Annotated in this window: 10 protein-coding genes; 2 read left to right on the top strand and 8 right to left on the bottom strand. The window is 29.9% G+C overall.

Annotated features, from left to right (window positions below):
* Window positions 1-9 precede the first annotated feature (9 nt).
* Genes MHL31_RS14530 through MHL31_RS14515 form a run of 4 tightly spaced genes read right to left on the bottom strand, consistent with a single transcriptional unit; the run spans window position 10 to window position 7,660 of the window.
* Window positions 10-1,200: a DUF5000 domain-containing lipoprotein gene (locus MHL31_RS14530; protein WP_240226673.1), complete on the bottom strand. Its 1,191-nt coding sequence runs from the start codon at window positions 1,198-1,200 to the stop codon at window positions 10-12.
* Window positions 1,201-1,229: 29 nt separating this feature from the next.
* Window positions 1,230-3,119, bottom strand: a complete 1,890-nt coding sequence (locus MHL31_RS14525; protein ID WP_240226672.1) for a RagB/SusD family nutrient uptake outer membrane protein — start codon at window positions 3,117-3,119, stop codon at window positions 1,230-1,232.
* 12 nt (window positions 3,120-3,131) lie between these two features.
* Complete coding sequence (locus MHL31_RS14520) at window positions 3,132-6,236, bottom strand: TonB-dependent receptor (RefSeq protein WP_240226671.1); 3,105 nt, start codon at window positions 6,234-6,236, stop codon at window positions 3,132-3,134.
* Window positions 6,237-6,295: 59 nt separating this feature from the next.
* Window positions 6,296-7,660: a Gfo/Idh/MocA family protein gene (locus MHL31_RS14515; RefSeq protein WP_240226670.1), complete on the bottom strand. Its 1,365-nt coding sequence runs from the start codon at window positions 7,658-7,660 to the stop codon at window positions 6,296-6,298.
* 346 nt (window positions 7,661-8,006) lie between these two features.
* On the opposite strand from MHL31_RS14515, the gene MHL31_RS14510 reads away from it, so the two are divergent.
* The gene (locus MHL31_RS14510) at window positions 8,007-12,131 is read left to right on the top strand and encodes a hybrid sensor histidine kinase/response regulator transcription factor (protein WP_240226669.1); all 4,125 of its coding nucleotides are present in this window, start codon (window positions 8,007-8,009) and stop codon (window positions 12,129-12,131) included.
* A gap of 24 nt (window positions 12,132-12,155) precedes the next feature.
* Here MHL31_RS14510 and MHL31_RS14505 read toward each other — a convergent pair whose 3' ends face one another.
* Both MHL31_RS14505 and MHL31_RS14500 read right to left on the bottom strand, forming a co-directional pair.
* Window positions 12,156-12,788, bottom strand: a complete 633-nt coding sequence (locus MHL31_RS14505; RefSeq protein WP_240226668.1) for a carbohydrate-binding family 9-like protein — start codon at window positions 12,786-12,788, stop codon at window positions 12,156-12,158.
* A 7-nt stretch (window positions 12,789-12,795) separates the two neighbouring features.
* On the bottom strand, window positions 12,796-13,638 hold the full coding sequence (locus MHL31_RS14500; RefSeq protein ID WP_240226667.1) for an alpha/beta hydrolase: 843 nt from the start codon (window positions 13,636-13,638) through the stop codon (window positions 12,796-12,798).
* 433 nt (window positions 13,639-14,071) lie between these two features.
* Here MHL31_RS14500 and MHL31_RS14495 point away from each other — a divergent pair, with 433 nt between their 5' ends.
* Complete coding sequence (locus MHL31_RS14495) at window positions 14,072-14,866, top strand: gluconate 5-dehydrogenase (RefSeq protein ID WP_240226666.1); 795 nt, start codon at window positions 14,072-14,074, stop codon at window positions 14,864-14,866.
* Window positions 14,867-14,919: 53 nt separating this feature from the next.
* On the opposite strand, the gene MHL31_RS14490 is transcribed toward MHL31_RS14495, so the two are convergent.
* Together MHL31_RS14490 and MHL31_RS14485 are read right to left on the bottom strand one after the other, a co-directional pair.
* A complete protein-coding gene (locus MHL31_RS14490; RefSeq protein WP_240226665.1) occupies window positions 14,920-16,122 on the bottom strand; it encodes an aldose epimerase family protein in 1,203 nt (400 codons plus the stop codon).
* A gap of 124 nt (window positions 16,123-16,246) precedes the next feature.
* A complete protein-coding gene (locus tag MHL31_RS14485) occupies window positions 16,247-17,149 on the bottom strand; it encodes a glycoside hydrolase family protein (protein WP_240226664.1) in 903 nt (300 codons plus the stop codon).
* Window positions 17,150-17,166 lie beyond the last annotated feature (17 nt).

The following is a 17,166-nucleotide window of genomic DNA, read 5'->3' as shown; positions in this document are numbered from 1 at the left end:
TATCAATTATTACTCTATTATATTTCCCCAAAAAGTTATCTCAGAAAGATTGATATATCCTGATCCATCCCAAGTACTATAAACCGCGAATCGGAAGTATCTAATTTCTGTAGCCTCGTCAAATGTATATTCGTCACCAGCATATAAATGGTCAATATCCTCATCTGTGTTTGTGCCTATTGGAGATCCTGAAGGTTTAATAGATTCACATTCTTTTAATAAAATCCAATCGTCTAAATCATCTGAATCAGGTAATTCTTTAGCTCCGTAAACATTATAAGTTTTTGGATTTCCGTGCCCATAGGCATGCGCAGTACCATGTGAAAGTCTTTGATGTACTGTAAATCTACTTAGTGTTACATTAACACCTAAATCTAAAGTTAAAATACTTGGTCTTGGATGAGTTCCAAGAGTATGCGCAATTGATTCCATATCATCATCAAAAAGGAACCAGTAATCTCCTTCCCAAGCATCCCAATTATCATCGTTTTCTAATACAACTTTATTAAATCCAGATTTATCTATAAGTTGCTCAAATAGAGGTACTAATTTTTTATCAGGAGTATTTGCATAAATTGTATCAGAAAAATTATCATATCTATCTCTAATAACAGCAGCAAAAATCCTAGGTTCAGATTCGTACCCTCTTAAAGATGATTTAGTTGCTGTTTGTTCAGTATAAACAGTTTCCACAGTTTCTAATTCACCTTGCTCATTTGTAGACATTAATTCTATAGATACAGGAGTATTTAAAGCGTTTTCCCAAGTAAATCTTGCACCTCCAAAATCAGAAGTAATTTCCATAGATTCTTGAATAAGAAATACTGGAGATGTTAAAGGACTTCCAGTAACAGTAATTGGTTCTGAAACATTTTCAGATCGATCAACTGAATACAAACGCACAGTTTTTTCATTTGTATCTCCAAATCCTAAAATTTGTAATTTATTATTAAAAGCTGATGCTTTTACTTCTGCTTCTTCACCATTACTTGTAGTGTATAAAGCTTTAACATAAAGTAAGTCGCTACTATTAGGTAAATCGTATTTAATATCTAAACCTCCGTTTATTGGGGTAACCACAACATTCTCTATTATAGATGGAATTGTATTATCTTTAAAGATTGGTTCTCTCTCGTGTTCGTCACATGAAAATAATATAAATACTATTGACACACTTAATAATTTGATTATATTTTTCATCATATTATTTCTTTTTATTAATAATTTAATTACCATCCTGGATTTTGAATTAAATCTGGATTTTTAATAGTTTCAGACTCAGGTATTGGCCATAAGTAATCTTTTTCAGAAAAACGTGGAAAATATAATGTAGTTACCGTATAATAATCATCTACTGGTGTTTCTAAAACATTCCAACCCTTTATAGGTAAACTCATATATTGTTTAGATAATTTCCATCTTCTTAAATCCCAAAATCTTGCTCCTTCAAACGATAGTTCAATCATTCTTTCTTGTTGAATAATTTCTCTCATACCTTCTTTTGAAAATGGCTTAGTTGGGTTACTTGAATATGCCGACCAACTATCTACAACAGTTTCAAGACCTGCTCTTTCACGAACTTTATCAATATATTCATAAACCTCTGCATCTGGAGCTGCTTTTACTTCATTTAAAGCTTCAGCATAATATAAATATAAATCTGCCAAACGAATAATAGGGAATGCATAACGTGTTGCTGTAAAACCTCCACTTTCGGCTAACGTTGTAGGTATGGCAACCAGTTTTTTAGGCCAGTAACCAGTAACTGAATAGTCAGTAGTTTCTCTTACAGATGCAAGTTCTCCACCTCTACCTTTAACATAATTAGGATCATTTTCATCATAAAATCCATTTCCATACCATATTCCTCTATCAAAACCTAAATCTGCATAAAAACGTGGCTCTCTATCAAAGTTTAATATGGCTGTTTCTTGACCTAATCCGATCTTATAAGTATCAGCAGTTGTTGCTGTTTTTAATTTAAATCTATTATTAAAATCAAATGAAATATCTTCATCAATTGGCACTCCATTTTCAGAATAGTATGTTTCTGCTATACGAATAGTAGGAGCTAATCTTGCTTTTGCTGCATTACCTAACACTTCATTTAAACGAGCAATTGAGTTTTCTTCAATTGTATAGGTATCTGCGGTATGCCCCCAAATTAATTCAAAATTCCATTTATCAGTAATTCTACTTCTTAAACCAACTTTTATTTTTGTTATATCTGAATTAATTGGAACCCCTGATTTATTAACATAATCTTCTTTTTGGTATAAGCGAATACCCGCTTCATTACAAATATCTATAGCTTCTTTACACGCTGTAGCTGCTTGCTCCCATTTTTCTGGTGCATATGTTGTAGGGAAATAAGGTACACCGTCATTATTTGTAAAACTACTGTAAACACTATTTCCATTGAACAATGGACTCGCATATGTCATTAATACTCTTGCTTTAATAGAAGCTGCAATAGGTTTAGTTACCCTACCTAAATCCTCACTTCGATTTTGTAATAGTATAGGAAGATCAACAATTGACTCATCCATAACGTCAATTATATAAGTAAAACACTCTTCAATTGTAGCTCTGTGAGATTTAATTTCATCAGATGAAGCAGAAACAGGTATTAATTCATCATTAATTACAATAGGACCATACATTCTTACTAAATAATAGTGAAAATATGCTTTTAAAAATTTAACTTCAGCAGTCCATGCTGTTTTTTCATATTGCTGAATTCCTTGAACATCATCAATTCTATCTAAAAAGATATTACAATTTCTAATGGCTTCATACAAACCATCATCACCCCAATAATTATACGTTGGATCTGAAGCACTTTGAAAACCTTGTGCTATTTTAGATCCGCTATTATAATACCAGTAAGCCTGTGGTAACCAAACTTCATCACCTCCAACTAAAGCTGGATTATTTAAATTACTTGGCGATGGGATAGCCCCATAAATAGTGTATAAAAATTTCTGCGTATTAAACCTATTTGAAAAGGCATTGTCTATAGTTGCTACGTTATCTGGAACAACATTTAAATAATCTTTACTACATCCCGTTAAAACAGTTGCAATAAAAAATAGTATTAGATATATATTTTTTTTCATTTTGTTTTTGTTTTAGAATGATACGTTAACACCAAGATTAATAACTCTTTGATTAGGGTACCCTAAACCATTCCCTGCCAATTCCGGATCCCACAACTTAAATTTACTTATTACAAATAAGTTAGTACCTGTTGCATAAAATCTCACTTTTTCCATTTTAAGTTTTTCAATTGTTTTTTGAGGTAAACTATACCCAATTTCCGCTTGTTTTAATCTTAAAAAATCACCGTCTTGCATCATCCAAGTAGACCATTGACTATTATTACTAATAACCGTATCTGAAAGTCTTGGCCATAATGCATATACGTTTCTATTTGTTTCAGACCAATGATCGTCTGCATAGGCTTTTAAAAGTTGATGCTCACTTGCAAAAGGAGAAGTAGCATAGGTATCAATCCAAAATGAAGAATTTGCTGAACCTTGAAAGAAACAAGAGATATCAAAATTCTTATATCCAGCAGAAAGACCTAAACCATAAGTTATTTCTGGAACTGTTGGATTTCCAATTGGCACTTTATCTAGACCAGAAATTTTACCATCACCATTAATATCTCGATATTTTAAATCACCTCCAGTATACTCTCCAAAAGTTTGTACTGGCGAATTATCAACTTCGGCTTGGTCTACAAATAAACGTTCTGCAACATAACCCCAAATTTGATTTATAGGTTGCCCTATTCTAGACAACCAAGGTGTTGCCGAATAATCTGGTTCTTCCATTTTAGTTATTTCGTTTGCTGCATACGTAAAGTTCCCTCTAAATTGCATCCAAATATCGTTGTTAAAATTCTCGGTATACACTAATGTTCCATCTATACCTTGACTTCTAGCTTCTCCAATATTTGCTCTTACACCAGCTTGTAAACCTAAACTAGAAGGTAAAATTCTATCAGCTAAAATATTTTCTCTATCCTCTCTAAAAAAGTCTACATCTAGGTCAATTTTATTAAATAAACCTAACTCAAAACCTACATTCATTTTCTTACCTGTTTCCCAAGTAATATCTTCATTAGCATATCTTTGAATACTTACACCACTTTGAGAAAATCCAAAATTTTCACCCGTAGTATAACCTCCAGAATTTAAATCTACTTGTGATAAATAAAAGAATCTATCATCTGATCCACCAATTTGATCATTCCCAACTAAACCATAAGAACCTTTAAATTTTAATTTAGTTACTGTTTCTTTTACAGATTCCATAAATTTTTCATCTGAAGCCATCCATCCTAAAGCAACAGATGGAAAAAATCCCCAACGTTCTTTTTTTGCAAACCTTTCAGATCCATTATATCCAAAACTAAATTCAGCAAAATATTTTTGTTGATTTGCATACGTAAATCTTCCTGATAGTCCCATATTTCTATAAGCAAGAGATTTTTGTAATTGTTGTGCTTCTGAAGTATTGGCAACATCCCAGTCTGTAAGTGTAGAAAGTCTATCATTACTAGTAAACACTAACAACCCATTAACTTCGTTATCATCATCAATTTCTTTTTGATATGACAAGTTAGATTCAACATAAGTAGATGTTGAAATATATCTATTTCTTTGGTTAAAAGCTAAGGTTTCAGTTCCAGTTTCTGGGTTTAATTCTGATAAAACTACCTCACCAGTTGTATTATTTAAACGTGGTGAATAATAATATGCATTATAATCTCTTAACGCTTGATAACTAGACTCTTTAGTGCCGTTAAAAACTAATTTAAAATCTAATCCTTCAGTAATAAAATCTAAATCTTGATTAAATTCTAATTGAGCAATAATTTTACTAGCATCACTTTCTTGATAACCTCTTACCATTTCAGCATATGGATTTAAATAATCTCCATCTCCATAATTACCAAATAAAATATGGTTTGTAAATTCATTTGCTGCATCCTTTTCATAATAAGGTTTAAAAAGTACTGGATTGGTTCTCATTACTTGGTTATAAACCTCAGAACCACCTTCCATTGGGCCTGTATAATCTTCAAAATTCACATTAAAACTTAATTTTAATTTTGAACTTTCAGTTAAATTAATATTTGTACTAGAACGTAAATTATATTGCTTAAACTTTATATTAGAGTTAAAATTACTAACCTCTGGAACATCTAAAATTCCATTGTCTTGACTCGCTGCTACAGATACATAATAACGAGCAGTTTTACCCCCACCGTTTAAACTAAAATTCATACGTTGACTGTACGCAAAATCTTTAAACAACTCATCATACCAATCTGTAGTCGGATATAAAATTGGGTTTGTGCCTGCAATTGTATTTTCTATTTTTTCTAAAGAATAAGGTAATAAACCTAAAGGATCTCTAGTTCTTACAGCTTCATTTCCTAATTTCATATATGTAATAGGGTCAGCTAATTCAATATCTTTGGTTGGTTGAGAGATTGATGCTTCAACTCTTGCAGAAACTCTTACAGGACCTTCAACCCCTTCTTTAGTTGTAACAAAAATAACACCATTTGCTCCTCTTGCTCCGTATAACGCTGTTGCTGAGGCATCTTTCATAATAGAGAAAGCTGAAATATCATCTGGATGTAATCTTCTTAAGTCTGAAACATCTAATTCAACACCATCTATAAGAATTAAAGGACTTGAAGCATATCCAAATGTAGTTACACCTCTAATAAAGAATTCTGCATTATCTTTTCCTGGCTCTCCACCTCTTTGATAAGCAATTAAACCTGATACTTTTCCCGCTAAAGCTGTTGTAAGGTTACTTGAAGATACTTTTAATTCTGCAGGTTTTACAGTAGTAATGGAAGAAACAACGCTCTTCTTTTTTTGAGCTCCAAAACTTACCAGAACAACTTCATCTAAAACATTTTGATCAGGTTCTAGCGTTATTTTAAAAGTTTCATTTACACCAACTGTAACCTCTTTATTTGTATATCCCATAAATGAAACAACAAGAATATCAGTATCTTTTGCTGAAATACTAAAGTTTCCATCAAAATCTGTTGACACACCTTTTGTAGATCCTTTAATCGTAATAGAAGCCCCTGGTAAAGGACCTCCTGTTTCATCAAAAACAGTTCCTGTAATTGTTTTTTCTTGTGCTTGAGCATGTATAATACCAAACATAAAAATAAAAAAACATGTGATTAATTTTTTCATAAAGTTAATTTAAGTTATTGATTGAGTTAATTTTTTTGATTGATTAAAACTGTAATACTTTAATAAGTATCCTTCATCCAGTTATAAGGTTTTCTTTTTATCCAGTTTCCTCTTGTAAAATCTGGAAAGTCTTGAGGTTCACCATTATTTTCTATTGAAAGCTCAGAAAGAGGTGTAATAGCACTCCAAGCTGCTGCATCATAAGCATCCATAGGTGGTGCAATATTTAATTTTGCCGACTCTATAAAGGCATTGATTACAAAAAAGTCCATTCCACCATGTCCAGCTCCTAAAGCATGTTCTCCATATTTTTTCCATAATGGGTGGTCGTATTTTTTTAACCATTCATCTGCAACGTCCCAACGGTGTGGATCAGACTCGCCTTCAATATAGATTCTATTACCGTCTACTTCCCAAAGTCCATTACTTCCTTGTACTCTAAATCCTAAAGAGTAAGGTCTTGGTAAATTACAATCGTGTGTAACAATAATAGTTTCACCATTTGCTGTTTCAATTGTTGAAGTTATTACATCTCCTTGTTTAAATTTTAATTTTGCATTTGGATGATCAGCACCACCATTTTTAACAATATAATCGTTTAATCCTATTGCTTTTGTTGCATTGGCTGTTAAAGATGTAAATCTATTTCCTCTATTAATATCGCACATTGCTGCTATTGGCCCTGCTCCGTGTGTTGGATACACATCGGCATTTCTCAATAATGAATGTTGCGTTCTCCAAGCAGATTCTGAAATACCTTTTTCTCCAAACTCAACTCCTTTACCATAGGCACTTTTTCCGTCATTTAATTTTACAAAGCGTAAATCGTGTTGGTAACCACATCTAAAGTGTACTAGTTCTCCAAATACATTTTGTTTTACCATATTTAATACAGCAAGCACATCGCGTCTATAATTCACATTTTCTAAAATCATTAAATGTGTACCTGTTTCTTCGTGGGTATTTACTAAATCCCAACATTCTTCCATTGTATTGGCTGCAGAAACTTCTAACCCAGTATATTTACCAGCTTTCATAGCGTCTTTTGCCATACGTGTATGCCATAACCAAGGTGTTGATATTATAACTGCATCAACATCTTTTAACTCTAACAAATTTCTATAATCATAATCTCCATCTCCAAAAACTTGAGGCTTAGGTTCACCTGCTTTTTTTATTTTATCCAAGGCAATAGTTATACGTCTAGGATCAATATCACAAATTGCAGTTACCAATACATCATCTCTTAATAATACATTATCTAAATGATTGGTTCCTCTTAGTCCAACACCAATCATTGCCACCTTTAGTTTTTGTTCTTTTCCAAATAAACCTGTGTTTATTCCAAAAGACATATTAGGCATCATTGTAATTCCTGCACCTGCAAGTGCAGTTTTCTTAATAAAATTTCTTCTTGATTTCATTATGTTATGGGTTTTAATTTTATTTATTTCAAACCTATATAATGTAGTTTGAAAATAGCTATTTAACTTTTCTTAATCTTTTTTTAATATTAACATCACTCAATAATTACAAAAGACACTTATTTTAAACATCTCAAATTTGATAATTCCATTTAATAAATAAGTAGATTATTTAAGCTAAGAGGTGGTAATTTTCAATAAAGAGGTATAACCTCTAAAATTTTCCCCCTTTTTGATTAAATATTCCACTTTTAACAATTTAAAAACAACTTAATTAAGTTGTTATAAATACATTTCTATTTATATTTATACCAAAATAAATAGTATTAATGTTGCATTATATTTGATGAAAAAAAACAGTTTGATAAATCCTCATAACAAAAAAAACACATTATTAACTACTTTTTTAATAGTGTTTTTGTTATTAAACAGTTTAATTAGTATTGGACAAGAGCACTCCAATTTTATACATATAGAACCCGTATACAATAAAAAAGTTTTAAATATTAGTAATATTATTGAAGACAATTACGGATATATTTGGATGAGTTATGCTTCTGGTTTTCTAAAATATGACGGATCTAATTATTACCCTACAGATATTAATGATATTTTTAAAGATAGAAGTTCTGACGATTTTATTTCTAACTTACAAAAAGATTTTAAAAATAATATTTGGATTAGTACTAGGAATGGACTTGTGCGTATTTGCGATACCTTAGGAAACTTTAATGAACTAGATGCCCTAAAAGGTAAAAAAATTCAATTGGTATCTACAACTTCTAAGGAATCTGTTTTACTGGCCACAAAGCAAGGTGAAATTTACAGCTATAATTACACAAATCCGCAATTAGAAAAAATAACCACTATTCCAGATATAGCTCATAATGTTTCAGAAATTTTAAATATTGTAACAACAGATAATGGTGAATTATTTATAAGTACAGATAAAGGTAAAATTTTTCAATATTCTCCTAAAAACTACAAATTAAGTACTTTGGATAGTCCCTTTTCAGATTTCCCTGGAAATATTAAAATTACCAAAGACCTAAGCAATAAATTATGGATTGGTACAGAATCTTATGGATTATTTGTCTATGATATTAATTCTAAAAAATTTATTCAAGAAACACTTTTCAAAGCTCCTTTTTACAATATTAAAAAAGAAATGTTTATCAGACTATATTGCGATAGCAAAGGTTACATTTGGGCTGGAACCGATGGTGGCGGATTGTATAAAGTAGACTCTAACCACGGTATTATACAACTTTACACACATCAAAACACTAATAAATTTTCTTTAAGAAGTAATTCTATTATTGCAATTTATGAAGATTCACATGAAAATATTTGGGTAGCTTCAAACTACGGAGGACTCAATATTTTACCCGAAGTTAATAATAAAATTAAGTACTATGATGGTTCCGACACAAATACACCTTCTAGAATTCTATCTATTTACAAAACAAAAAATGGAACTATATGGGCAGGTACAGACGGAACAGGTATAACTAAAATTACACCAAATAAAGATGGCACAACTTCTAAAAAACAATACTTTTCTACTAATAAATTAAAAAAAGGATTCTACATACAATCAATTACAGAAGATAATCAAGAAAATATTTGGTTTGGAACTTATAAAAATAGTTTGTGGCATTACAATTCTCAAAAAAATTCTTTTAAAAATATTGAAATTAAAAATTCATTAAACCAAAAAGCTACAGATGTTAGAGTTGTATATACAGACTCTAAACAAAGGATATGGGTAGGTTCAAATTTATCGCTTAATGTATATTCTAGCAAGCAAAAATTACTTGCCAGTTTTGAAAATAATACGCACGGTCTTAAAGGATTTGTTGCAGAAAGCATTATAGAAGATGCAAACGGAACTATTTGGGTTGGATATTACAAAGGTGGACTTTTTAAATTTGAAGAAAATATAAAAAATCTTACCAACTCTAAATTCGAATATATTAGCTATTATAATGAAACTAAATACCCAAATGATATTCTTGGAGTTAAATCTATGGAATTGGATGAATTAGGTATTTTATGGTTAATAAACTCGCACGGGAAACTAGTAAAATTTGACCCAAACACACACAAATACAATTCGTTACAAAATAACAGATTACTTAATTCTTTTGACATAAGAGCTGTATTGGCAGAAAATAATACAAATTTATGGTTAAGTACTTCAAACGGAATTTTACACTTTAATTTTAAAGACTCTGCAACAACAAAATTTCAAATTATTGATGGTTTACAAGACAATGTGTTTATGAGTAGAAGTGCTATAAAAGATAAAGAAACATTATATTTTGGTGGTATTAATGGTTTCAATAGTTTTAAACCTTCAGATATCACAAAAAAAGAATTAAAGCCTAAATTGTATATCAATTCAATTGAAATATTAAATCAACCTGCAACTTCTCTAATCCCTAATCAAATAAATTCGAGTATTGAACATCTAAAAAAAATAACATTAACACCTAATCAATCTTCGTTTTCATTTCGATTTTCAGCATTTGATAATGTACTAAACACAAATTACCGTTATGCATATCGCTTATTAGGGTTTAACAACACTTGGATTCCTGTTACTAAAGAACAACTTGCTACTTACACAAATATCCCTTCTGGAAATTATACCTTTGAAGTAAAAGCAAGTTCTAAAAATGGTGATTGGGATATTGCTCCAAAAAAAATTGCAATAGAAATTACACAACCACTTTGGAATACACCTCTTGCTCATTTCTTCTATTTATTCTTATTTATAGTTACTGTATTAATAATTATAAAATGGTACGAGCTAAAAAAGAAAATAATTTCAGATAAAATTAGTTATGACAAAGAGAAGGAGTTACACACCTTAAAAATGAACTTTTTCGCCAAAATGTCTCATGAAATTCAAACACCTCTAACACTCATTTTAAGTCCAATTGACAGTATGTTACAGAGGGCTGAAGATAACGGAAACTTATTATTAAAACAACGTTTACAAATAATCTCTAATAATGTAAAACGTTTATCTAGAATTGTTTTTGAACTCACCACTGTTAGAAATAAAGAATTAGAAAGAACACGTTTACTCGTTACTAAAAATAATTTATATGAAGATTTAAATGATATTACGCTTTCTTTTAAAGAACAAGCACGTTTAAAACATATTGACTTTAGTTTAAATTGTCCACAAAATCTTGCCGAAGCTTGGTACGATAAAGAAAAAATTGAACATATTATTTATAACTTACTTTCTAACGCGTTTAAATTTACTCCTAAGGAAGGAAATATACAACTAATTGCAACTCCTATAAATAACAAAAACTCCATTAAAATATATGTTAAAGATTCAGGGCCTGGTATAGAAGAAGAAGAATTGAATGATATATTTACACTTTTTTACCAATCTAAAACAGGTATACAATCTAAAGGTTCTGGTATTGGCTTAGCATTAACTAAAGAATTAATTGAAATACATAGAGGTAAAATTGAAGTTACTTCAAATAGTATGGAAGGCACAACTTTTATTATTACTTTTCCAGTTACTAAAGAGGCTTATTTAAAAGAGGAACGCATTATTCCAGAACTAAAAATAACACCTGATAAAGAAGAAAGTATAAAATCTACACCAATAAGTACTAAAAAACACAATAAAACAATCTTAATTGTTGAAGATAATTTAGAATTACAACACCTTTTAAAAGACCTACTTTCAAATACGTATAATATTATTTTAACCGAAAATGGTAACGAAGGATATATAGCTGCTAATAATCATCATCCAGACCTTATTTTAAGCGATATTATGATGCCCGAAGTTGATGGTATTGAAATGTGTAAAATGTTACAAGAAAATAAACTAACAAAGCACATTCCAATTATTTTATTAACAGCAAAAAACTCTACTAAATCTAAAATTTTAGGTTTAGAATCTGGGGCTATAGAATTTATAAACAAACCATTTAACACCAACGAATTATTACTTAAAATAAATAATATAATTGTTTCTACCGAACATATTATTTCAAACTTAAAAAAAGAAATAATTAATAACCCCACCATTAACGTAGATAAATCTAATGATGATATTTTTCTTGAAAATTTAATAACAGCTATCAATTCAAAAATTGAAGATCCAAATTTTAGAGTTGAAGATTTATCTGAAGCATTGAGCATGAGTTATTCAACGCTTTACAGAAAATGCCAAGCCTTAACAGGTGAAGGTTTGGTTGAATTAGTTAGGCTATTGCGTTTAAAAAAAGCAGCCATTGTAATTGCAAAATACGGATATAGTATTTCTGAAGCTGCATATATTTCGGGCTTTAATGATCCAAAATATTTTTCTAAATGTTTTAAAAAACATTTTGGAAAAACACCTAATACCTTTAAAAAAGAAGCTTTGCAAATAGGTTCAGAAAAATACCTAAAAAAATATAAATTAGATGTTAGTATTATAAAAGAATAATGGCTTTCAAGCACTTAAAACATACTAATGTTCTAAGTGTAATACTCCAAAAGAAGTTGGTGTATGAAAATTTGGTGTTTCTGTATTTGGATCAATCCAAGAAATCCATGTTGGTTTGTAAGTAGCTCCTTTGCTTTTATTAAATTTAGCTCTAAAAATACCCGATTCTATCTTGTTATTTTTAATTAAACCAAAGCTTTTTAACGATGCAATACTTACTTTACCTTCAACAATAAAATATTCTTTTTCTATTTGAGATTTTACCAAAATATCTTTTTTAGGCCAATTCCATTCAAAATCAAATTCTTTATTCGGATAGGCCTTAAAATCCATAATTCTAGGTGTTGGATCTATTTCTAAACAATAATATGGGTTTAGACCTGCATCTGTTCTAAAAAATAATTCTACTCTATCAGAATTACCGATACTGGTTATTGTATCATCTGTTTTATCAATATAAACTTCATTATCATAAACTTTAAAACAAAAAAATAGATTTTCTTTACTCCAAAGAGATCTAAACTCAATTTTTTTAACTGGTTCAGCATCCCAAGCAGAGATAAAATCTGTTAAAACAGTTGCTTTCTCCCAATCAGGAGAATCTGCTTTTCCAGTTATTTTTATTAAAGCGTCATTAATAAATTTAACTTTATACATTAACATTTTATCTTTGTTTTTTTAACCATTTTTCAAGTAATATAGGCCAAGTTTCAGCAGCATTATTCCCTTCTCTTAAACCATAACCATGCCCTCCTTCATCTAAAAAATGTAACTCAACTGGAACTCCAACATCATTTAACGCTTTTGTTATTACCAAACAACTATTTCCATGGGCATCATCTGCTGTACCAAAAACAAACATTGGAGGCGTATCTTTAGTAATATTAATTTCTGGAGTTATGGAATAATTTTCACCTTTGTCTAAATAAGCAGGATATATTAATACTGAAAAATCTGGTCGACTAGAAACACTATCTATTGCATCTATTTCAGAATATGTTTCCTTATTATATAACGTACTCGCTCTAGCACTTAAACTTCCACCTGCAGAAAAACCTAATACACCTATTTTACCTTCATCTATTTTATATTTTTCAGCATCATTCCTAACAATTCTAATAGTTCTTTTTAAATCGTTTAATGCATCTAATTCTTTTTTGGGTACACTATATTTTAATAAAAAAACTGTATATCCTAATTTTGCTAAGTTCGATGCAACTTCAGTCCCTTCTAGGTCTATTGCTAAAATATTATAGCCTCCTCCAGGACAAACAATTACACCTACACCATTACTAATTGATTCTGGTTTATATACAGTAAAAGATGGGTATTTTACTTCCGTAATTTTAGTAATCAACCCGGAACTTATTATAGTTTCAGTTGTTTTTTCAGAAAATTCAATATCATTAGGAGTTTTATCTGGCCATAAATAAACCTTTTCTTTATTTTGTGAATGAAGCGGAAGCATTATTAATAGAAGTAAAAAAAAAATATAATTCTTATTCATATTGGTCTTATAATTTTAAAAATGAGAATGGTATGATATTTAAATAACCTAAAACAAAATTTTTAAATTACTAATTTTAAAACACCTAGCAAAATCACTTTTCTCTTATACAAACTATGATGCAAATAAACTATGTAATATCTAATAAATTCACCATCAAATTAAAGCAAAATTAGTGTTTTTTTAGCATTTTAAACACCGTTATTCTTCATTAATTTTAGATAAAGCAGCATACCGTTAAATACTAAACTTAATTATTTTATAATCTTTCTTGTCAAGAGAGATCAAATTCTAAAAATAACAACATTTTACTAACTTTTAAAACTATATATTAAATTACTATTTTATAATAAAATTGGGCGTTTTAAACCTAAAATACGAGTACTTATCTTTTAAAAAATGATTACTTTTACATAAAACAAAACATCTATTTATGTCTATAAACTTATTTGATTTAACAGGAAAAATAGCTTTAATAACTGGAGGCACACATGGTTTAGGAATGGCAATGGCAATTGGCTTAGGAAAAGCTGGAGCTACACTTGTAATTAATGGAGCTTCTTCTCAAGAAAAATTAAACAATGCAATAAAAAAATATAAATCTTTAGGTTTAAAAGCTTACGGATATCTTTTTGATGTTACAAATGAATCTTTAGTTATCAAAAACATTAACACCATTGAAAAAGAAGTAGGAACTATTGATATACTTATAAATAATGCCGGAATAATAAAAAGAACTCCTTTAGAAGAAATGGAAGTAACTGATTTTGAACAAGTCATAAAAGTTGATTTGGTAAGTCCTTTTATTGTTTCAAAACATGTTGTAAAAGGCATGATTTCCAGAAAAGAAGGTAAAATTATAAATATTTGCTCAATGATGAGTGAACTAGGAAGAAGCACTGTTGGTGCATATGCTGCAGCAAAAGGAGGGTTAAAAATGTTGACACAAAATATGGCTACCGAATGGGCAAAACATAATATTCAAATCAACGGAATTGGACCTGGGTATTTTGCTACAAGTCAAACAGCTCCTATTAGAGTGGATGGAAACCCTTTTAATGATTTTATTATAGGAAGAACACCCGCAGGCAAATGGGGAGACCCAAATGATTTACAAGGCGCAGCAATCTTTCTAAGTTCTAAGGCTAGTAATTTTGTTAACGGCCAAGTGATTTATGTAGATGGTGGTATTTTAGCTACTATTGGAAAACCCGCTAACGAAGATTAAATACTAAATTTCAGGAAACATAAAAGGGAGTAAAATAAAAATTACTCTTTAAATTAATGAATAACATCAAATTTATAAATACAAGTTGATGTATACATTAAACCTGGCCTTAATAAGGTTGAAGGAAAATTAGGTTGATTAGGGGCATTAGGAAAGTGTTGTGTTTCTAAACAAAAAGCACTTCTATATCCATACGGTTTTCCACTTTTACCAATAGTTCCTCCACCAAGAAAATTACCACTATAAAATTGTATACCTGGCTCATCTGTAAACACTTCCATTACTCTACCACTAATAGGTTCTACAACTCTAGCCGCCAAAGTAAGTTTATTGCTACTTTTAGACAAATCGTTCCTTAAAACAAAATTTTGATCATATCCTTTACCAATAAATAATTGATTATTTTCTATGTTTATCTCTTTTCCAATTGCTTTTAATTTTGTGAAATCAAAAGGAGTTCCCTTAACAGCTCGTAACTCTCCTGTAGGAATTGAAACCTTATTTACTGGAGTATATGAATCTGCATTTATCATAAGTAAATGATTATTGATTGTACCATTACCTTCACCTGCCAAATTAAAAAATGAATGGTGTGTCAAATTTACAATAGTAGCCTTATCAGTTTCAGCAAAATATTTTATTATAAGTTCATTTTTATCGGTTAATAAATAATGCACACGTACTTTTAAATTCCCTGGATATCCTTCCTCCATATCTGGAGAAATTCTTAAAAACTCAATTTCATTATCCGCAATTTGGTTTGCCTTCCACATTACATTATTAAAACCTTTAAAGCCTCCGTGTAAATGATTATTTCCATTATTTACTGTTAAACTATACCGTGTTCCATCTATTGAAAATTTCCCATCTGCAATTCTGTTTCCATAACGCCCAATTATTGAACCAAAATATTTTTCTTTGGCTGTAATAAACTTTTTTAAAGTTTTGAAACCTAAAACAACATCTTCAAATTTCCCATTTTTATCAGGAACCATTAATGATGTCAATCGCTGCCCATAATCTGTAAATGTAACTTCAACACCATTTTTATTAGTTAAAACAAAAAATTTAGTTGTAACTCCGTTTACATCTATCTCAAAATCCTTAGCTTTTAAACTTGTTTTTAAATCTATTTTTTCACTTTTAAAACTGGTAATTGATTCTCTATTTTTTTCTTTAACTCTACAGCCAAATACTAAGATAAGTAGTAGTATTAAATACCATTTAGGGATAAAAACTTGTGATTTAACACTCATATTTTTAAATTTTAAAAACATCTATTAGTTGATAATATTACTTCTATTTTTATTAATAAATTAAGGGCGCTTTTGTTTAAAATAAACAAAAACACCCTTAAACAATATAAAAAAAAACAAACTATTAATTTTTAAGCTCTATATCTAAATTAGGTTTATAATCTGCATAAAATTGCCCTAATTCGGTAAGAGTTCCATCTAAATTAAAGAGCGCAGAATAAGTTCCTGCTGCCGAATTTTTACCAAAAGAAAACCAAGTATACCTATGTACATAATCAAGATCTTCTAATTGTGGCAAAACTTCTTTCATAAAATTTAATACTTTTTCTGAATTAAATTTATTATCCTCTGGTGATGATGCTGTCCAATCAGCAGGAGCAAACTCCGTAATCCAAATTGGCTTTCCATATAAACTATAAGTTTCTTCTAACCTATTGATAAATGAACTTGCACTAACACCACCATACCAATGCACAGTAACAAAATCTACTCTCAAATTATTTGTATTAGCCTTTTGCATAAATTCTTGCATCCAATCTCCTGTTGAATTTACACACGCTGGACTTCCTAACGGCAGTCCAACTTCTTCAAGTATTGGCCAAAGTTCAATAGCTTTATCTACAGACATATTTGCTTGTTCTGCACCATCTGGCTCATTAAAACCAAGCAAGTAATTTATTTTACCTGCTTCTTTTAGGGCTTTCATACTTGATAAAAACGCTTCGTTTACGTTCCATTGTCCCCATTTCATTGGTACAAATTCGATATTATTAGGAATTAAATCTTCATAATAACCATCGCCCCAAGTATAAAACCAATGCGCTTTTAAAACTGAAACTCTTTCTGGCCAAAGTCCAGATGCAGTTGTTATAGCAAATCCTTTCTTTCCAACAGTTAAAGAATCTACTGTTGGAGATGTAATTTCAGGATTTTCTATTTCACCAAAATTAAACACATCATTATTCTTATTCTCGCAAGAGCAGAATATTAAGGTAAAACCAATAAATATTTTAATTAAGACTTTCATTTTATAACGTATTTATC

Source organism: Lutibacter sp. A80, from assembly GCF_022429645.1.
In the GTDB taxonomy this organism is placed as follows: domain Bacteria; phylum Bacteroidota; class Bacteroidia; order Flavobacteriales; family Flavobacteriaceae; genus Lutibacter.
Note: the sequence above shows the minus strand (reverse complement) of the source record. Positions and strands in the feature narration are given on the sequence as shown.